At 71.0% G+C, this 18,250-nt stretch carries 14 protein-coding genes; 5 read left to right on the top strand and 9 right to left on the bottom strand.

The annotated features are described in order from the left end of the window. Positions 1 to 5: 5 nt before the first annotated feature. The 3 genes from ABD901_RS27960 to ABD901_RS27950 are packed head-to-tail and all read right to left on the bottom strand — an operon-like array spanning position 6 to position 3,604. Positions 6 to 1,631 carry an ABC transporter substrate-binding protein gene (locus ABD901_RS27960; RefSeq protein WP_345130825.1) on the bottom strand — a complete coding sequence of 542 codons (1,626 nt, stop codon included), beginning with the start codon at positions 1,629 to 1,631 and terminating at the stop codon, positions 6 to 8. Between the two features lie 11 nt (positions 1,632 to 1,642). Continuing rightward, positions 1,643 to 3,037, bottom strand: a complete 1,395-nt coding sequence (locus ABD901_RS27955) for an LLM class flavin-dependent oxidoreductase (RefSeq protein WP_345130822.1) — start codon at positions 3,035 to 3,037, stop codon at positions 1,643 to 1,645. A 9-nt stretch (positions 3,038 to 3,046) separates the two neighbouring features. Continuing rightward, entirely contained in the window at positions 3,047 to 3,604 is a 558-nt protein-coding gene (locus ABD901_RS27950) for an LLM class oxidoreductase (RefSeq protein WP_345130820.1), read from the bottom strand. 132 nt (positions 3,605 to 3,736) lie between these two features. On the opposite strand from ABD901_RS27950, the gene ABD901_RS27945 reads away from it, so the two are divergent. Next, a complete protein-coding gene (locus ABD901_RS27945; RefSeq protein ID WP_345130818.1) occupies positions 3,737 to 4,672 on the top strand; it encodes a LysR family transcriptional regulator in 936 nt (311 codons plus the stop codon). Positions 4,673 to 4,742: 70 nt separating this feature from the next. On the opposite strand, the gene ABD901_RS27940 is transcribed toward ABD901_RS27945, so the two are convergent. Then, complete coding sequence (locus ABD901_RS27940; RefSeq protein ID WP_345130816.1) at positions 4,743 to 5,963, bottom strand: MFS transporter; 1,221 nt, start codon at positions 5,961 to 5,963, stop codon at positions 4,743 to 4,745. Between the two features lie 63 nt (positions 5,964 to 6,026). On the opposite strand from ABD901_RS27940, the gene ABD901_RS27935 reads away from it, so the two are divergent. After that, positions 6,027 to 6,581, top strand: a complete 555-nt coding sequence (locus tag ABD901_RS27935) for a CGNR zinc finger domain-containing protein (RefSeq protein WP_345130813.1) — start codon at positions 6,027 to 6,029, stop codon at positions 6,579 to 6,581. Positions 6,582 to 6,618: 37 nt separating this feature from the next. On the opposite strand, the gene ABD901_RS27930 is transcribed toward ABD901_RS27935, so the two are convergent. Continuing rightward, complete coding sequence (locus ABD901_RS27930; protein ID WP_345130811.1) at positions 6,619 to 7,848, bottom strand: vanadium-dependent haloperoxidase; 1,230 nt, start codon at positions 7,846 to 7,848, stop codon at positions 6,619 to 6,621. 181 nt (positions 7,849 to 8,029) lie between these two features. Between ABD901_RS27930 and ABD901_RS27925 the strand changes: the two genes are divergently transcribed. Then, positions 8,030 to 9,145, top strand: coding sequence for a MerR family transcriptional regulator (locus tag ABD901_RS27925; RefSeq protein WP_345130809.1), 1,116 nt, complete (start codon positions 8,030 to 8,032; stop codon positions 9,143 to 9,145). A 125-nt stretch (positions 9,146 to 9,270) separates the two neighbouring features. On the opposite strand, the gene ABD901_RS27920 is transcribed toward ABD901_RS27925, so the two are convergent. Further along, on the bottom strand, positions 9,271 to 9,711 hold the full coding sequence (locus tag ABD901_RS27920) for a VOC family protein (protein ID WP_345130807.1): 441 nt from the start codon (positions 9,709 to 9,711) through the stop codon (positions 9,271 to 9,273). Positions 9,712 to 9,848: 137 nt separating this feature from the next. Next, complete coding sequence (locus ABD901_RS27915; protein ID WP_345130805.1) at positions 9,849 to 11,282, bottom strand: MFS transporter; 1,434 nt, start codon at positions 11,280 to 11,282, stop codon at positions 9,849 to 9,851. A gap of 483 nt (positions 11,283 to 11,765) precedes the next feature. Here ABD901_RS27915 and ABD901_RS27910 point away from each other — a divergent pair, with 483 nt between their 5' ends. Then, positions 11,766 to 13,601, top strand: coding sequence for a hypothetical protein (locus ABD901_RS27910; protein ID WP_345130803.1), 1,836 nt, complete (start codon positions 11,766 to 11,768; stop codon positions 13,599 to 13,601). Between the two features lie 52 nt (positions 13,602 to 13,653). Here the strand turns inward: ABD901_RS27910 and ABD901_RS27905 are convergent, their stop codons facing one another. Further along, complete coding sequence (locus ABD901_RS27905) at positions 13,654 to 15,459, bottom strand: amidohydrolase (RefSeq protein WP_345130801.1); 1,806 nt, start codon at positions 15,457 to 15,459, stop codon at positions 13,654 to 13,656. A gap of 314 nt (positions 15,460 to 15,773) precedes the next feature. Between ABD901_RS27905 and ABD901_RS27900 the strand changes: the two genes are divergently transcribed. Next, a complete protein-coding gene (locus tag ABD901_RS27900) occupies positions 15,774 to 16,973 on the top strand; it encodes a CaiB/BaiF CoA transferase family protein (protein ID WP_345130799.1) in 1,200 nt (399 codons plus the stop codon). Positions 16,974 to 17,118: 145 nt separating this feature from the next. On the opposite strand, the gene ABD901_RS27895 is transcribed toward ABD901_RS27900, so the two are convergent. After that, on the bottom strand, positions 17,119 to 18,234 hold the full coding sequence (locus tag ABD901_RS27895; RefSeq protein ID WP_345130797.1) for a class I SAM-dependent methyltransferase: 1,116 nt from the start codon (positions 18,232 to 18,234) through the stop codon (positions 17,119 to 17,121). Positions 18,235 to 18,250: the final 16 nt, after the last annotated feature.

The following is an 18,250-nucleotide window of genomic DNA, read 5'->3' as shown; positions in this document are numbered from 1 at the left end:
CCGGCTCACTTCGTGAAGTACGCATCGGAGAAGACCGGCTCGCCCTGGCTCTTCTCGAGCCAGACGTTCTTGAGGTTGCGGGCCACGGCATAGGTGGAGTTCTGGGTGTACAACCCGATGCCGGCGGCGTCGTCCTGGATGATCTGCTGGGCCTGGCCGTACAGCGCGTTCGCCTTCGCCTCGTCCGGCTCGGCGTTGGCCTGCTGGATCACCGTGGACAGGTTGTCGTTGTTGTAGAAGGACCGGTTGCTGCCGTTGGGGTTGTCCGGAACCGAGGGCCGCCAGACGATCCACAGGATCGACGGGCTGGGGCTGGTCCAGTAGGACGGGGTGGCGTCGAACGTGCTCGGGTCGGAGTACTTGCCGCCCCACAGCTCCGCCTGGGTCGCCGGGATCAGCTTGACGTCGAAGCCGATCTTCTTCCACTGCTCCTGGAGCACCTGCAGGACCGTGGCGCCCTCCTGCGTGAAGATGAACCCGGCGCCGTAGACCAGCTTGACGGTGAGCGGCTGGCCGCCCTTGGCCCGCACGCCGTCGGCGCCCTTGGCCCAGCCGGCCTGGTCCAGCAGCTGCTCGGCCTTGGCCGGGTCGTAGGCGTAGGCCTTGGCCGCCTCGGCGTTGTAGCCGGGGGTGGCCTGGCTGACCGCGGGGTTGCCCTCGTAGGGGATGACGCTGTGGAAGCCGGCCTCGACCGCGGCCCTGCGGTCGGCGCCGTAGGCGAACGCCTGCCGCACCAGCTTGTCGGTGAACGGCCCGGTCTTGGTGTTGATGTAGAACGACACCGGCTTGCCGGGCGTGATGTAGCGGATCGTCTGGTACCGCGACTGGGCGTCCTTCCAGTTCACCGTCGGCACCTCGTAGACGACGTTCGACTCGCCGGTGCTCAGCGAGGCGTAGCGGGACACGCCGTCGGCGACGAACTTCCAGCGGACCTCGTCGACGATCGCCGGGCCCTGGTGCTTGGCGGTGGCCGGCCACGAGGTGTACGCCGGGTTCTTCGCCAGCACCACCTCCTGGCCGTGCTTCCACTCCTTCACGGTGAAGCCGCCGGAGCCGATCGGCTTCTCGCAGTTCTCCTGCGTGGAGCGGCTCTTGAACGCCGTCGGCGACTGGATCCCGAAGTACCCCTGCGTGATGAGCCGCAGCAGCGGCGGGAACGGCTTGTTCAGGTTGATGTCGACGTGGGTGGCGTCGACCGCGGTCGCGGACTTGTAGTAGGGGTCGATGGAGACCTTGGCCGTGCTGTTGCCGCCGTGGTTCTCCCACAGGTCGAAGTTCCAGGCCACGGCCTCGGCGTCGACCGGCGTGCCGTCGGTGAACTGCACGCCGTCCTTGAGCGTGAAGGTGTACTTCAGCCCGTCGGGCGACACCGTCCAGCTCGTCGCCAGCCAGGGCTGCACCGTGTCGTCGTCGGCCAGGGCCACCAGCCCGTCGAGGACCTGGCGGGAGATGTACGCCTGCTGGATCCAACCGCCGAAGATGCATGGCGGCTCCTGCACGTGGCCGTAGACGATCGTGCCGCCGGTCTGCGGCGCCCCGCCGGCCTCGGCGACGGCGCCACCGCACGCGGCGAGGGATCCGCTCGCGAGGACGGCGGCCGTGGCGAGGGCAACGCGGAAGCGTCTGGTCATCGTGTCTTCCTTCATGGTGTGACGGAGGGAGATTCGACAGTCAGGTGGGCGCCGCCGCGATAGCGGGCGCCGAAATGCCGTTCCGGCAGCCGGTCACCGGCGCCGAAGATGCGCTCGCGCAGGGTCTCGCGCTCGTCGTACTCCTTGCGCAGCCGGCCGCGCTCGCGCAGCACCGGCACGACGAGGTCGATGAAGTCGCGGGCGGTGTCGTAGGAGTGGTACTGCAGCAGGTTGATCCCGTCGATGCCGACCTCGTCGAGCCAGCGCTCGATCTCGTCGGCCACCTGCCGCGGGTCGCCGACGGCGAGCAGCGGCTGGCGGCTCAGGTCGCCGAAGCCGGCGAGAAACTCGCCGACGGTCTGTTCCGGGTCGATGGCCCGGAAGCGCCCGGCCCGCCCGCTGTCGATGCCGACGTCGCCGACCTTCGTCTCCGGCGGGTACGCGGCCGGGTCCCACGGCAGGCTCGCGTGCGCGAGGTACCCGTCGGGGCTGGCCAGCTCCTGGTAGCGGGCGAACTTGGCCCGCGCCTCGGCCTCCGTCGGGGCCACGACGACCCCGGCCATGGTGACGAAGCGGACGTCGTCGGCGCGCCGCCCGGCCTCGACGGCCGCGGCCCGGATGCCGGCGATCGTTCGGCCCAGGCTCGCCGCGTCGGGCCCGCCGGTGAACACGACCTCGGCGTGCTTGCCGGCGAAGCGCGTGCCGGCGCCGCTCGCGGTCGCGGTGAACAGCACCGGCGTGCGCTGCCGGCTGGGCGAGGGCAGGTGCGGCCCCTCCACCTGGAACCAGCGGCCCTTGTGGTGGATGGGCCGGATCTTCGCCGGGTCGGCGAAGACGTTGCCGGCCCGGTCGGCGAGGATCGCGTCCTCGTCCCAGGAGCCCTCCCACAGCTTGTACAGCACGTCGAGGTACTCGTCGGCGATCTCGAAGCGCAGGTCGTGCTCGACCTCGCCGTCGTGGCCGAAGTTGCGGGCGGCGTTGGGCAGGTACGACGTGACGATGTTCCAGCCCACCCGGCCCTTGGTGAGGTGGTCCAGGGTGCTCAGCCGCCGGGCCCACGCGAACGGCGGCTCGTAGGTGGTGGAGAACGTGATGCCGAACCCGAGGTGCCGGGTGACGGCCGCCATGGCCGGCACCACCGAAGCCGGGTCGTTGTTGGGGATCTGCAACCCCTGCCGGATCGCGGTGTCGGCCGAGCCGCGGAAGGTGTCGTAGGTACCGACGACGTCGGCGAGGAACACCGCGTCGAACCCGCCGGCCTCCAGCAGCCGGGCGAGCTCCGTCCAGTACTCGATGTCGTTGAACCGCTCCCGGTTGTTGTCCGGCAGCCGCCACAGCCCGTGGGTGATGTGGCTGACGCAGTTCATCTCGAACAGGTTGAGGATCAGGCGCTTCTTGTCGCTCACGGAGGCCTCTCAGGCGGACACTGCGGTGAAGGCGCCGCGATACCGGGCGGCGGGATGCGTTGCCGGCAGCCGGTCGCCGCGGCCGAACAGCTTCTGGCGCAGCGTCCCCTCGGGGTACTCGCGGCGGGCCAGGCCACGCTCGCGCAGCACGGGCACGACATGCTCGACGAACTCCTCGTAGCTGCCCGGGATCTCGGCGTTGACGACGTTGATCCCGTCGACGCCGGCCGCCCGCCACCGCGCGAGGGCGTCGGCGATCTGCTCGGGCGTGCCGGTGATCCGCCCGTTGTGCGCCGTGTAGTGAGCGACGTCGCGCAGCGTCGGCGGCCGGTCGGTCACCAGGTCGTTGATCCAGCCGAGGATCGACTGCACGCCCTCGGTCTGCAGCTGGCCGACGGGCCGGTCGAGGTCCTCGTGGCCGAAGTCGATCGTCCGCGCGAGGTCCACCCACAGGTCGAGCCGGTTGAAGTCGGCCTGGCGGGCCGTCGGCCGCCGCCACGTGCCCTGAATGATGTGGCCGGTCGTGTTCATCACGAACGCGGCGAAATGCAGAGGTCGTTGCGACACGTCGGCTCTCCCGGCGGGCACTGGATGCTTGTCGGTAAAAACTATAGGGTTAGTAGGGTATCGGATCGCAAGACCTCGGCTGGAAGGCGTTGTCGATCCCCTGCCAGCTTTTTCCTCTCATGGGGAGTGCCCGTGCGCATCGAACAGCTCGAATACCTCGCCGCCGTGACCCGCTTCGGCTCCCTGCGCCGCGCGAGCGAGCAGATGCACGTGTCACAGCCCGCACTGAGTGAGGCCATCCGCAAGCTGGAGGCCGAGCTCGGCGTGACCCTGCTGGAGCGCCACCGCTCCGGGGCCCGGATCAGCCTGGCCGGCCGTGAGCTGCTGCAGCCGATCGTCGACGTCCTGGAGTCCGTCGAGCGCCTCAAGGCCGCCGCGGGCGACCAGCTGGCCACCCGGCGCATGCTGCGCATCGGCACCGTCAACGCCGGCACCGCCGCGCTGCTCCTGCCGTCCGTGCGGGCCTTCCAGTCGACCCACCGCCGCGCCGCGGTCGAGGTGCGCAACCTGCAGCAGGACGAGATCCACGCCGCGCTACTGGACGGCACCCTCGACCTCGGCCTGGTCAACCTCCTCGACGGCGACGACGTGCCGCCCGCCCTCGAGCCCACGCCGCTGCTGGTCGGCCGCCCCGCGGTGGTCCTGCGGGCCGGTCATCCGCTCACGGCCCGGCCGGAGGTCTCGGCCGACGACCTGCGCGGCGAGCGGTTCGTGGCGATGCGGTCGGGCTATCTGATGTACCGCTTCGCGCACCGGCTCTTCGGCTCCGACCTGCCCGCGGAATGGCACTCCACGGACGGCGCGGAGATGGGCAAGATGATGGTCGCCGAGGGCATCGGCCTGACCGTGCTGCCCGACTACAGCGTCCTCGGCGACCCGCTGGAGCGCGCGGGCCTGATCGTGACGCGGCCCTTGGCCGGCGACACCACGGTCGTCACGATGGCCGCACTGCACCGCCGCCAGCCCCGGATCCCGCCCGCGCTGCGCGACATGCTGGCGCTGCTGCGCGAGCGCGCCGCGCCGCCCCGCCGGGTTATCGGTCAGGCGGCGGGGGAGCGCAACGCGTGACGGTAGGCGGCGGGCACCGTCGGCAGGGCGTTGCGGAAGCGGCGGCGTAGGTTCACCGATCGCGTGCGGCTCACCGCCCCGGGCGCAGTCCCAGGTGGGTGGTGCGGCTCGACGCCACGGCGATCAGGCCGAGCAGGAGCAGTACCGCCGCCGGACCCGCAGTGGCGTAGCGCGGGCCGATGTACAGCAGCGCGGCCACGATGAGCGCGCCGGCGGAGGCGCCGAGGCCCATCGTCGCGTACTGCACCGAGAATCCTTCGGTCTGCCGGTCGGTGGACAGGGTCTCGGCGAGGTGCTGGGTACGCAGGCCGTTGAGCGGCGCGACGAGCAGCCCGCCCAGGGCCAGGGTCGACAGCGCCATGAACAGGTTGCCGGCGAAGGCGACGGGCAACAGGAACAGCCCGAGCGCGGCGAGCGCGAGGTTGGCCCGCAGCTCCAGCGAGCCGTGCAGGCGGTGCTGCAGGGCACCGTACAGGAGGCCGCCGACCAGGCTGGCCGCGCTGAGCGTCGCGGCGAGGATACCGGCGAGCTCGGCCCGCCCGCCGAGCGCCGGCAGCAGGGCGGGCAGGCTGACCACGACGCCCGACTCGCCGAGCCCCATCGCGAACGACAGTACGTAGTTGGTCACCGCTGGCCGGCTCCACAGGCCGTGTGTGCCACCGACCGCTGTGCCGTCGGCGTCGGGCGTGTCGCGCTGCTTGGGCAGGCCGAGGGTCAGCAGCGCCGCGAGGAGCAGCACAACGCCCATCGCGGCGATGCCCGCGGCGCCGTTGAACGTGATGACGGCGGCGCTCACCAGGGCCGGCGCGGCCAGCCATTGGATCTCCAGCAGGGCGGCGTCCCAGGAGAACGCGGTGCCCAGCCAGCTGCGCGGCACGATCGCCGGCAGCAGCGCCCGATACCCGCCCGGCACGCCCGCCGGCACGGCGCCGACGAGCACGGCGAGCGGCACCAGCAGGACTACCGGGAGTTTCACCTGCACCGCGGCGGCGAGCGCGAAGGCGAGTGCCCCGCCGGCGAGCAGCGCGACGCGTAGGCCGAGCGTGCCGGCGCGGGCGATCAGCCGGCCGCCCCACGCAGCGCCGAGCGCTTCGGCGAACGCGTATGCACCGCCGAGGACGGCACCGGTCGCGTAGGAGCCGTTGACCTGCGCTCCCGCGTACACCATGCCGAGGGACGCCATGGCGACCGGCAGCCGGGCGCTGCCTGCCGCGGCCGACCACTTCCACCAGCCGGCGTGGCGCAGCAGCTGCCCAGCACCCGACGCCGGTGCGCTGTTAACCGTCGTCATGTATTTGATGGTAAACACAGCTCGTTCTGGCGGGCAACCAGCGTCTGCGCAACACTGGTAAACATGTCCGCACGCAACGCCGCCCCCGGTCGCCTGGAGGTGGTACGCGCCCTGCTCAACACATGGCTGATCCCCAACGACATCCGAGTCGGTGTGGACCGGCTGGCGGACCTGGCCGTCGACGTCGCCGCCTGGCGGGACGCGGTACCGGGCCTGCCTCGCCCGCGGACGCCCACGGACCTCGCCGACCTGGCCCGGACCCGCGACGCCCTGCGTTCGGCGCTCGGCGGGCCGCCCGGAGGGCTGCAGGAGCTGTTCGACGCGCACCCGGTGCGCGTCGTGGTGGTGCCCGGCGGCACCGAACTCGTCGCCACCGATCCGGCGGATCCGGCCGCGGTGGCGGCCGCGATCGTGGCCGGCGCAGTCGGTGACGGCACCTGGCCACGGCTCAAGGCGTGCCCCGACTGCCGGTGGGTGTTCTTCGACCACTCCCGCAACCGCACCAAGGTCTGGTGCGGGATGGTCGCCGACGACGCCAACGGCCGGTCTTGCGGCTCCATCGCAAAGGTGCAGGCGTACCGGCGGCGTCAGGCCGACTCGACCAAGCCGGTGCGGTAGCCGGGCTCATGGCTGGGGGCATGAGCCCGGCCAGGCCCTACAGCGGCCGCCCGTGCCAGCGCGCGAGCGCGGCCAGGGCCGCCCGCCGCCCGACGGCCGCTCCCAGCTCGTCCGTATTGCGGAAGTGCACGCCCTCCCAGACGCGCGCGTCGATGTTGTCGCGCGTCAGCTCCAACCACCGCCGGTACGTCAGCGTCACGTCGGTCGCCACCGCACTCGTCAGCGAGAACGCGGCCCGCGGCGGCCCGGCGAGCTTGTCCAGCACCGCCTGCGCCGCGCCCGCATACGTGGTGTGCCCCGACGGGTACTCCGGGTGCGCGGGCGTGGTGAGGAACGGCGTCCACAACGGGTCCGGTGCGACGGAACCGGTCCGGATCGCGGTGACCGGCCGCCAGAACAGGTAGCGGTACTTCGCCTTGTACGTCGTGATCTGCGCGTCGATCGTAGCCGCGTGGAACAGCGCGATGAGCGCGATCCGCTGCGCGAGCGGGCGCCTGTCCACGGCGTGCGAGCCGTGCGGCGCGACGGTCGTGCGCAGCGCGGGGGTGAATCCGTTGAGTGAGCTCTGCGACCAGAACCGGGCCACGGCGGTCTGCTGCGGCGTGCGCACGGTGCTGTCCACGGCCCCGACCGCCCGCGACTCCGCGAGGTCGCGCAGGTAGACGGCGCTGTCGAGGGCGGGCGGCGGCCCCGGCTGCAGCGGCTCGACGCTGCGCACCAGGAACGGCCGCCCGTCGCCCTGCCCGGACTGGACCGGCGTGGCGAAGGCGGGCGGCGTCGGCTGCCACACGCCGGGCGCGGCCGCCGGCGGCGTATACGGCCGGTTCACCGAGGCGAGGTCGAGCCCGTCGCCGGCCCGCTCGGCGAGCACCGCGCGGGCGGCATCGACGCCGACGGCGACGGCCCGCTCCGGGCGCCGGACGCTCAGCCGGGCCAGCGTGGCCGCGAGCGCGGCGTCGAGCGCCGGCGCGGCGGCCGGGTTGGTGGTGATGAGGGTCTCGTGGACCGCGGCGGCCAGCGCGAGCTCGGCGTCAGCGCCCGGACGGACGGCAGAAACCGCGCGCCAGGCGGCGATCCAGGCGACGGCCCACGTGCGGCTGTTGGTCACCTGCTGGGGCCCGGTGATAACCCCGATGGTGGTGGCGGTGAGGTCGTACCACTCGAGCAGCGTGTCGGCCCGCGGCACGGCGGCATCGGCCGACGATGGGATCAGCACGGTGGCGGCGCCCGCGCCGACGGCCGTCGCCAGCACGGCGCGGCGAGACATAGTTTTCGATGAGAACACATCGTGACCGTAGTAGCCTTTTCCCATCGACTCAATAGGAAATACAAAACTACCGGACCTGTAGGGCTAGCCAGCCGCACGCATGGACCAAGGTCACCGTGCAGCCCATGCCAGGAGCGGAGCGCTTGTCCCTCACGTGGCGTCATGCCACATAGTCGGTGGCGTGGAAGAGCACCTGACCGTGGGGCGCGTGGCCGAGCTGGCCGACGTGAGCGTTCGCACGCTGCACCACTATGACGAGATCGGCCTCGTGCGGCCGTCCGCGCGGACCGCAGCCGGGTACCGGACCTACTCGGCAGCTGACGTGGAGCGACTGCGGGAGGTGCTCGCCTACCGCCGGCTGGGCTTCGGATTGCGCGAGATCGCGGATCTGGTTGATGACCCGGCCACCGATGCCGTTGCGCATCTGCATCGGCTGCGCGGCATGTTGCTGGAACAGCGCGACTGCGCTGCTGCCATGGTGAGGGCCATAGACAGGGAACTGGAGGCGCGGGCAATGGGGATCAGGACGACGCCCGAGGAACAGCTGAAAGTGTTCGGCGCACAGTTGTACGAAGCCATCGGGTCTGCTTACCCAGCGACCCGGCGCACCGAGCCGCGGATCGCCGCGCGGATCTGGGATGCGCTCGGCGACGCTCGGACGGTGCTGAACGTCGGGGCCGGCACCGGCTCCTACGAGCCCTCAGACCGCGATGTCACGGCAGTGGAACCGTCGGCGGTCATGCGGGCACAGCGTCTCGCGGGCGCGGCGCCGTGCGTGGCCGCCAGTGCGGAGAACCTTCCGTTCGAGGACCAGTCCTTCGACGCCGCGATGGCCTTCAGCACTGTTCATCACTGGCACGACCCGATCGCCGGGCTGCGCGAGATGCGGCGCGTGGCCCGCCGCGTGGTGGTGTTCACGCACGACGCCAGTGACACCGGCTGGCTTCACCGGTTCTGGCTTACCCGCGACTACCTGTCTGAGGTCGCCGGCCTGGTCGCCGGTCGGCCCTCGGTGGAACAGCTGGCCCACGCGATCGGGGCCCGCATGGAGCCGGTGCTCATCCCGTGGGACTGCGCTGACGGCTTCTTCGAGGCCTACTGGCGCCGGCCCGAGAGGTACCTGGACGAACATGTGCGCCGCGCGGTATCGGTATGGACCAGAGTTGGGCCGGAGGCGGAGCAGCGGGCAGTAGACAGGCTCCGCGACGACCTTTCCTCAGGGCGGTGGGCCGAGCGCAACCGCGAGCTCGTCGCCCTCGACGCGGCAGAGCTCGGCCTTCGCCTGCTCGTAGCCTGAACCATGGGCACCGCCGTCGATTGCGACAGCTACGCCTGTCGTGGAACCGGCGCGCCGCTCACGCATCGTGACGGGCGCGGGAAGCCGGACGCGCGTTGTCTGCGGTAGATCCGGCCGTTGCGCGCTCAGCCGACGCGCTCGGCCAGCGAGACGATGATCCCTTCCGGCCCCCGGACGTAGGCCATCCGCCAAGCACCCTCGTACTCGCCGATGCCACCGACCAGTCCGTAGCCCTCGCTCGCGGCCCAGTCGACGGCGGCCTGCAAATCGTTGACCTCGAAGGACACGTTGCGCAATCCCAGCTCGTTGGACATGGCGGCCGGCGAGCCCGGCACCGAGTCGGGCCGCACGAACCTCGCGAGCTCCAGGCGGGCGCCATCGTCGGGCGACTTCAGCATGACGATCTCGGTGCGGGAGTCGGGAATGCCGCAGACCGTCTCCAAGAACTCGCCCTCGACGAACGCCCTGCCCTCGACCTCCAAGCCGAGCGCCACGAAGAAGGCGGTCACGACATCGAGATCTGCGACCGTGATGCCGACGTGGTCGAAGCGTCGTACATATGACATGGACCGTGCTCCCGTCGTCGTATCGAACATGTATCTGCCACGGCAGGCGGTGTTCACCGTACCCAGGCCAACCGAGAAGGCCGCTCGTCACCCTCCGAACGTCCACAACTGCATGGTCGCCACGTCTGGCCGGTTGCTCAGTGGCCGCCGGGTTCTTGCGGTGCACTGCGGGGCATCAGGGCGACGATCGGGAGGCTGAGGGCGGTGACGGCCAGAACGACGATAAGAGTGACTTGCATCGCGTGGGCCAGTCCGGAGGTCGCGGCTTGGAAGAAGATCGACGTGACCGCGGCCGAGCCGATCGCTGAAGCGAGTTGCTGGATCGAGCTGAGCGAGCCGCTGGCGCTGCCGGCTTCGTCAGGTTTCGCGTCGCCGAGAGCAACGGTGGGGATCGTGGCGAAGCAGAGGCCGGTGCCGATGCCGATGACGAACAACGCCGGGGCCAGCGCCCAGAGGCTGACGTTCGTCCCGGAGTGATCGACGAGGGCCAGGACCCAACCGCAACCGGCGAGGACGACGGTGAGGCCGATGAAGACGAGCGTGCGACCGAGCTTGGCAACCAGGCCACCCATGGCGGCGAACCCGGCGGCGATGAGCCCCAGGGTGAGCGGCACCAGGCCGAGCGAGGCGTCCCGCGGGCTGGCGTGCAGCCCCTCCTGCAGGAACAGCGACAGCACGAAGATCAGGCCGGTGCCGGCGGCGAAGACGGCCAGGCCCACCAGCATTGCGGAGGTGAAACCCCGGTTCTTCAAGAGCGAGGGCTTGATGAGCGGGTGGGTTGCGGTGCGCTGACGGTAGGCGAAGGCGGCGAAGAACAGGACGCCGACGGTGATCGAGACGACGGGGACGGCGCTCCAGCCGTTGGTGGAGCCCTCGATCAGGCCGTACAGCAGCCCGATCATGGCTACCGCAAGCAGGCCGGAGCCCCAACCGTCGACGACGGTGGACCGGTCGCTGTCGTCGTCACGCGGCAGGATCTTGGCGGCCATGACCAGCCCGATAGTGCCAAGGATGATGTTTGCAAGGAAGATCGGGCGCCAGGACAGCCCGAACAGGTCGGCGCTGATGATGAATCCGGCCAGGACCGGCCCGCCGACACTGGAGAGACCGAGAACCGGGCCGAACAGCCCGAACGCCTTGGCGAGCATGTCGCGGCTGAACGCTTTCGTCATGATCGCCATGCCTTGCGGGATGAGGAGAGCCCCGAACGCCCCCTGAGCAACCCGGGCGGCGATGAGCAGGGCCGGGGCAGGTGAGAACCCGGCGACTGCCGAGGCCAGGGTGAACCCGCCCATGCCGATCAGGAAAAGCCTGCGTTGGCCGAACTTGTCACCCAGCCGTCCGCCGACCAGGAGCAGGACACCCATGGCGAGCATGTACGCCGGTCCCAACCACTTGATCAGACTCACACCGCCGTTGAGCTCGCCGGCGATGGTGGGGGCGGCGATGTTCGTGACTGTCGCATCGATCACGTCGAGGGCGTCGGCAAGCAAGACCAGCCCCAGGATTGCCCACATCCGGCGACTGGAGCGGTGTGCAACGACGGTGCTCGGCTCCGTCAAGGCAGTCATGAGGAACGTCCTTCCGTACCCGGGGCGCGCCCCTCCTGGGCGGCCTCCCACCCCCACTACGAACACCCCTGACCCGATCCGACACTGCCCGCAACATTTCGCCGGGCCGCCCGCGCAGTTCGACCGTCGTGGCGGTCAGGTCGGCTGCAGGACAGTCGCTTGAAGTTTCAGCCCCTGGCCCGTAGCACTGAGATCCACAGCTATGTGGCCGGGCCGGGCTCAGGCGGTTGCAGCGGTGACGCACGGTAAGGGGGCAGTGTGTACACGGGAACGCTTTGCTCGAAGGTGCAGCGGTCGGACGTTGGCGATGGCCGCACGTTCGTTCGCACGGCTTCACGTACTCTTCGTATGCTCGGTGTCATTGGCGCAGCCACTGCGCTGGTCGTCGGACTCGCCGGATGTCGCAGTTCGGGCAACCGGCCCACCAGCGCCCCCACCTCGGCTTGGAACCGGATACTTGACCAGGTTCACCCCGATGGTTCGGTGGACACCGCCACCGCGCTCAACGCGTTTGCGTTGGCGGTCTCCCCGTTGCCCGGAGTGACCCAACCGCCCGGCGCCGCCGCTGACGTCCGCTCGGGCACGCTGGCCGTTTCGTGGGTGTACCAGCACTGGGCGCAGCTGTCCCAGGCCCAGCAGCAAGCGGTGGACGCGGCCGTGTCGGTCGACGCCTGGCTCGCACCCGGCCAGGGCGGCGGCGCGCAGGCGCCGGAGGTCGTGGTCGCGACGTGCCGTGGCGCGGTGACCGACTCAGCCGGCGCGGAGGGCTACCGGCCGGAGGTCGACCGCCTCGTCGCCGAGCTCGGCGACCGGCTCGGCCGGCACCTGAGGCTGCCGCTGTACCTCACCGTCAACACGACGGCGCCGCCGGGCGCGGCCTCCGAAGCGTGGGCGTACGCCATGACCTGCACGCCGACCGCGGGACCGGACGACGGGCATCCGGTGTGCTGGCTGCACCTGAACCCCCAGTTCAGCGGCGCGACGCCGACCGGCCGCACCGCGATCCTCGCCCACGAACTCGGACACTGCTTCGAGTACGACCTGATCGGCACCGACACCTACCGGATGCCCGCGTGGCTCAGCGAAGGCCTGGCGACGTTCTGGATGGAGCCGTTCACCTCCGACGAGCCCTCGCTGATCGCACACTGGGACCGGTACCTGACCTCCCCCGAAGCCTCGCTGTACGCGCGCACCTACGACGCGGTCGGGATGTACGCGCACATGCAGGAGGCCGGCCTGAGCCCATGGCAGCTCGGCGACCAGCTGATGCTCGGGTGGCAGCGAGCCTTCGCGCAGGGGCAGAGCGAGGCGGCCTCGGACGACGCCGCCTTCGCACCCGTCGCGAACAACGTGCAGTTCCTGCAGACCTGGGCATCCGGTTTCGCGATGGGCCGGCGACCCGGCCCCGCCTGGACCATCACCGAGTGGCCGGGGCTGGCGCGGGTCACCGACCGGTACACGCCCGAACAACTGGCCGTCGGCAACGGCTTCCAGCGCGACCTGCCGATCACCGCCGCGGCCGACCTGCTCGTCCGGCTCGACCTGCAGGCCGACGTCGTGCAGATCACCACCACGGCCGGCACCCGCGGCCTGCTCGGACCCGACGGCTCGGGCGACCGGACGCTGGCCGACATGAACGGCCAGCCGCTCTGCGCGGTCGGCACCTGCACCTGCCCGGCCGGCACCGCGTCGGCGGGGGTAACCCTGCCCGCGCTGGGCCATGGTCCGGCCTATCTGGAGGCGAGCGGCGGTACCGGCGCCGGATCGGTGCGCGTGGTGGGAGAGACCGTCGCCCAGGCGTGCGCGCAGCCGCCCTCGTCGTGCCTGGTCGGTACGTGGCGCTCGACCTCGATGACCGGCCGGGTGCCCGCGGTGGACATGAACGAGCAGGGCGGCGCCGGCGTCGGGCTGCGGATCGGGGCCGACGGCGCGGCACAGGCGACATTCACCGGGATGTCGCCGGTGACCTTCACCGCCTCGTCCGGGGGTGTGGGCTCCGCCGGACGGCTAACCTTCGCCGGCACCGGCACCGTGCAGTTCACGCTGCCGGCGGGCAGCGCGAGCGGTTACCTGCCGACCGGGCACTCGGACCTGTCACAGGTCACCATCTCGTTGGCGCTGACCAAGCCGACCGCAGTCACCGTCTACGACCACAAGGCAGTCACCGCCACGTCCGCCAACGACCCACTCGGCAACGGCGCGGCCCAGCCGCCCTTGTTCGGCGGCGGAACCTTCACCTGCTCCGCGACCACGTTCACGCTCACCAACGCCCTGCCCGACGGCTCGGCGACCACCACCTGGACGTTCGAGCGGCAGTGAGCCCGAGCAGCCGGGCGGGGCGGATCGAGGGATCCGCGCCGCCCGGCGGCGGTCAGTGGCGGCTCAGTGCGCCGGTGTCGTGCACGATCTTGCCGTCGATGATGGCCAGGATCGGGCGGATGTCGCGCATCGCCGCGTCGCTCACGGTGAAGTAGTCCTTGTCGAGGACCACGAGGTCGGCGAACTTGTCCTTCTCGATCGAGCCGAGCTCGTCCTCGCGGTTGAGGTACCACGCGTTGCCGCGGGTGTACGCGTGCAGGGCCTCTTGCCGCGTGATCTGCTGCCCCGGGTTGATCTGCTGGCCGAGCACGTTGAGCCCGGTCGTCGCGTAGTGCAGGGCGAACCACGGGTTGTGCGGGGAGATGTGGATGCCGTCCTCGTGCATGCCCATCGGGATGCCGCTGGCGAGGATCTGCTTGAAGAGCGGGCCGGCCGGCAGCCCGTCGGCGCGCGGCGTGCCGTTGAGCCAGCGGAACCCCGAGACCGAGACGCCGCAGTTGAGCGCCTTGAGCCGGGCGAGCTGGCCGGGCGTGGCGTAGTCGGCGTGCTGCAGGCCCCAGCGCAGGTCCTTGATGCCGAACTCCCGGTCCATCTGCTCGTACGTCGCGACGACCTGTTCGATGGTGTCCGTGTTGGTGGCGCTGCCGGGCTGGGCGTTCTCGTTGCGCCAGCGCGCCTTGGCCACGAGCCGCTGCGACTCGAGCCAGACGGCGTACCCGTTCGCGTTCGAGGGCCGGGCGAACGGCGCGGCCCACTCGCCGATACCGCCGGTGCGCAGCATGTCGTCGCCGAAGAACGGGAACTGGTTCTTCAGCCGCTCCTTGAGCTCGGGCAGCTGCTTGTCCAGCCCGCCGAGCTCGGTGATGAAGCCCTGGTTGTGCAGGAAGTTCATCTGCAGCCGCACGTAGGCGCGCCCCTCGGCGTGCAGGGCGAGCCACGCGTCGTACATCCGGAAATGGTTCAGCGTGGGCAGCCCGTCCGTCGGCTGCGGGTCCAACGACGCCGGGTTGAGCGTTCCGGTCGAGGCCGCGACGAGGGTCTGGTCGAGGATCGTTGTGAGCCCGACGCTCGCCGTGTACGCCATGGCGTCCAGCGCGCTGCGCTTCTTGTCATCGAAGGTCTGGCGGATACGCAGGTGGTACAGCGCGCGGTTGGCCATGTTCGGGTTGCCGCCGGCGATCGTGCCGTCCGCGCCGACGGTGACCGGGATGTCGGTGATCGACTCGAAGAACTGCTTGCCAAGCGTGTTGACCCGGGCCGGGCCGAAGCCGCTCTGGTAGAGGAACACCGGCCGGTCGGGGATCACCGCGTCGATCTCAGCCAGGGTGGGCAGCCGCTGCTCGGCGAACATGCGCGGCGTGCCGGCGCCCATCGCCGTGATGAACGCCCCTTCGGGGACGTCCTTGCGGCGCGCCTTGAGGTAGGCGAGCACCTCGTTGACGTTCTTCGCCAGCTCCCACTCGGCGACGTGGTAGCCGGGCCGGTTCGCGAGGCTGACGAAGTGGCTGTGGCTCTCGATGAGCCCCGGGACGACCGTGCGCCCGCGCAGGTCGATCTTCCTCGCCGAGCTGCCACGTTCGGCGTCGCGGCCGACCGCGGTGAAGCGGCCGCCCTTGAGCCGCACGGCCGAGACGACCGAGTTGCGGTCGTCCATGGTGTGGATCTTGCCGTTGACGAACAGCAGCTCGTCGTCGTCGGACCCGGGCTTCGTCGTGGCCGGTGGGGACGCGGCCGCTGGGGCGCCGAGGGCGGCCGCCGCGACGACGCTGCCGCCGCCGATGATCAGCCCGCGGCGCGAGACGCTCGCCGCATGCCGCTCGGGTTCGTGTTCCTTGCCGGGTCCGGTTGGGTCTGCCATGAGTGCTCCTGAGTACGCGTTGGTGCATCGGGGTGTTTGCTGCACGGGTTGCGCTCGGAAACCGCTATTCGCGGCGCACTCGTTCGGGGTGCGACGGGTGCGGCGCACGGTGTCCGGTAATCGGAACGAGCTGACGGGATGAGCGGCAGGTGCCTGCGGCGCGCCTACGGATGCGGAAGCTCTGGCGCTTGAGCGGACAATCGTCCGTCAAGCGGACGGCTGACATCACAATGTTCCGGCCACCACGTGATGTCAAGACTCAGGATCGAAACACTTGCGCGCGTTCGGCTGGCCGATGTTCGCGGTGCGGACCGATGGTTGTTGACAGCGCCCGATTGGACATTGAGACTGACCTTAGCGGACAATCGTCCGCTCAGCGGTCAGGAGGTGTTGTGGGTCCTCTCAGTGGGCTGCTGGTGGCGGACTTCTCGCGGATCCTGGCGGGGCCCTACGCGACGATGTTGCTGGCGGATCTGGGTGCGGACGTGGTGAAGGTGGAGGGTCCGGGCGGTGATGACACCCGGACGTGGATGCCGCCGACGCGGGATGGGGTGTCGACGTACTACCTGGGGACCAACCGGAACAAGCGCTCCATCGCACTGGATCTGCGCGATCCGGAGGACCTCGCCGCGGCGCAGGAGCTGGCCGCCCGTGCGGATGTGATGATCGAGAATTTCAAGCCGGGTGGGCTGGCCCGGTTCGGGTTGGACTATGCGTCGGTGTCGGCGGGCAACGCCGGGATCGTGTACGCGTCGATCAGTGGGTTCGGGTCGGGGCCGGGGGCGTCGCTGCCGGGGTATGACCTGATGGTGCAGGCCGTGTCCGGGCTGATGAGCCTGACCGGGGACGCGGACGGGCCGCCGTTTCGGGCGGGGATCTCGGTGTTCGATGTGATGGCCGGGTTGCACGCGACGATCGGGATTCTGGCCGCATTGCGGCATCGGGATGTGACCGGGGCGGGGCAGCAGGTGGAGGTGAACCTGTTGTCGTCGGCGTTGTCGGGGCTGGTCAACCATTCCAGCGGGTTCGTGGCCGGCGGGACGGTGCCGTTCCGGATGGGCAACGCGCATCCGAGCCTGTTCCCGTACGAGCCCCTGCCGGTCGCCGACGGCGAACTGATCGTGATTGCCGGCAACGACGGGCAGTTCCGCAAGCTCTGCCACGCCCTCGACCTGGAACATCTGCTCGAGGATCCGCGGTTCCGGCGCAACCAGGACCGCACCGCCAACCGCGAACAACTGCGGCCGCTGCTGGTGCAACGCCTGGCGGCCAAGACGCGGGACGAGTGGTTCCGGGAGCTGACCGCCGCCGGGGTGCCGTGCGCGCCGATCAACACGATCGACGGCGGCGTCGCCCTGGCTGAGTCGTTGGGGTTGGGGCCGGTGGTGGAGTCCGGGTCGGTGCCCGGCATCCGGAACCCGATCACGTTGTCAGCCACGCCGGCGCGGTACGAGTTGCCGCCGCCGGGTTTGGACGAGCACGGTGAGGAGATCCGGCTATGGCTGAAGAACTGAGCTTCCCGACCGGGATCGGCACGTCCGATGCCGACCACATCCGCCTGCTGGGCCGGGACCTGGCCGGGGAGTTGATGGGCCGGGTCGCACCGTGGACCGTCACGCCCGCTACACCCCACCAGTTGAGTGAAGGAGGCGCCGCGGGCTACAGGCGGTTCGGGCTGGCCTCCAGCGCGGCGCGCAGCGCTGCCGGCATCGCGTCCAGGGCGGCCGCCGGGTACTCGACCCGATGGCCGCCGGACCGCAGCGCGAGCGCCGGCGGCGCCGCCGCGTAGCAGTCGTCGCAGCGGCCGATCGCGCCGGTCGGGACGAACCGCCGGCATTCGGTGCAGCGGTCGCGCTGCCGGTGCGGGCGCCGCGACGGGTTGCGCCGCCACACGGTGAGCCGGTCCGGGATGCCCGGCCAGGATGGCAGCAGCAGATCGTCGGTCGGGGTCCAGTTGAGGTCGAGCTCGCGGTGCAGGCGCACGGTGCCCGTCGGCCCGTCGGCGCCGCCGCCGACGTAGAGCAGCCTCTCGCCCCGGTACGCGCGCAGCGCCGCATAGCCGGCATCGTCGTTCTCCGGCGGTGGCCAGCACAGCAGCAGCGTCCGGTCGCGGTGGCGGCGGACCGCGGCAACGCTGGCCAGCCGCTCGACCGGCGCCCAGGTCGCCCCGGGACGGTGGAACGCGTTGTCGCCGTCGTCCGGGGGAGCGGCGTCGGTCGCCACGACGTCGACACCGCGGGTGCGCAGCAGGGCGGCCCAGTAGCCGGTGCCGGCGCCCGCGTCGAGGATCGGGCCGTGATCGCCGATCAGCCCGAGCGCCGCCTCGGTCGGCACCGACCACGCCAGCCGCGAGGCCACCTCGCGGCGGCGGCCGGGTAGGTCGAGCACCCGGGCCAGCCCCTGCGGGATCGGCAGCGGGCCGGGCCCGGCCCGGCCGCCGGCCAGGATCGACATCAGGTCCAGCAACGGGTTGCCGTCCGGCCGGCCGGGCTTCAGGGCCGAAAGGCGGCCGTGGTACGCCTCCAGGCGCCGCCGGCCCTCCCGCCAGTCGTCGGGCGTGGCCGCGAGCTCGGGGTAGCGGGCGGCGAAGGCCTCGAACGTGTCGAGGCGCCGCAGCTCGGCGAGGGTGACCGGGGCGAGCCACTTCGACCGGTGCGGGTAGGGGCGGCCGGGCGGCAGGTGCCGCCACCGGTCCGGGCCGGTGGGTGCGACGGCCGCCCCGCACGCCGCGCAGATCGGGTGGCCGTCGACGCTGACCCGGCGACCCGCGGACATCAGTGGCCGCGCGCCG

This window comes from Dactylosporangium darangshiense (genome assembly GCF_039537565.1).
Lineage (GTDB): Bacteria > Actinomycetota > Actinomycetes > Mycobacteriales > Micromonosporaceae > Dactylosporangium > Dactylosporangium darangshiense.
The sequence above is the reverse complement of the archived record's forward strand: the minus strand, read 5'-3'. Positions and strand labels throughout refer to the sequence as shown.

Coding starts and splice junctions, on each gene's coding strand:
- ABD901_RS27905 (WP_345130801.1), bottom strand. CDS start 15,459: ATGGCAGACCCAACCGGACCCGGCAAGGAACACGAACCCGAGCGGCAT.
- ABD901_RS27900 (WP_345130799.1), top strand. CDS start 15,774: ATGGTTGTTGACAGCGCCCGATTGGACATTGAGACTGACCTTAGCGGA.
- ABD901_RS27960 (WP_345130825.1), bottom strand. CDS start 1,631: ATGACCAGACGCTTCCGCGTTGCCCTCGCCACGGCCGCCGTCCTCGCG.
- ABD901_RS27930 (WP_345130811.1), bottom strand. CDS start 7,848: ATGTCTCGCCGCGCCGTGCTGGCGACGGCCGTCGGCGCGGGCGCCGCC.
- ABD901_RS27920 (WP_345130807.1), bottom strand. CDS start 9,711: ATGTCATATGTACGACGCTTCGACCACGTCGGCATCACGGTCGCAGAT.
- ABD901_RS27935 (WP_345130813.1), top strand. CDS start 6,027: ATGTCCGCACGCAACGCCGCCCCCGGTCGCCTGGAGGTGGTACGCGCC.
- ABD901_RS27940 (WP_345130816.1), bottom strand. CDS start 5,963: ATGACGACGGTTAACAGCGCACCGGCGTCGGGTGCTGGGCAGCTGCTG.
- ABD901_RS27915 (WP_345130805.1), bottom strand. CDS start 11,282: ATGACTGCCTTGACGGAGCCGAGCACCGTCGTTGCACACCGCTCCAGT.
- ABD901_RS27895 (WP_345130797.1), bottom strand. CDS start 18,234: ATGTCCGCGGGTCGCCGGGTCAGCGTCGACGGCCACCCGATCTGCGCG.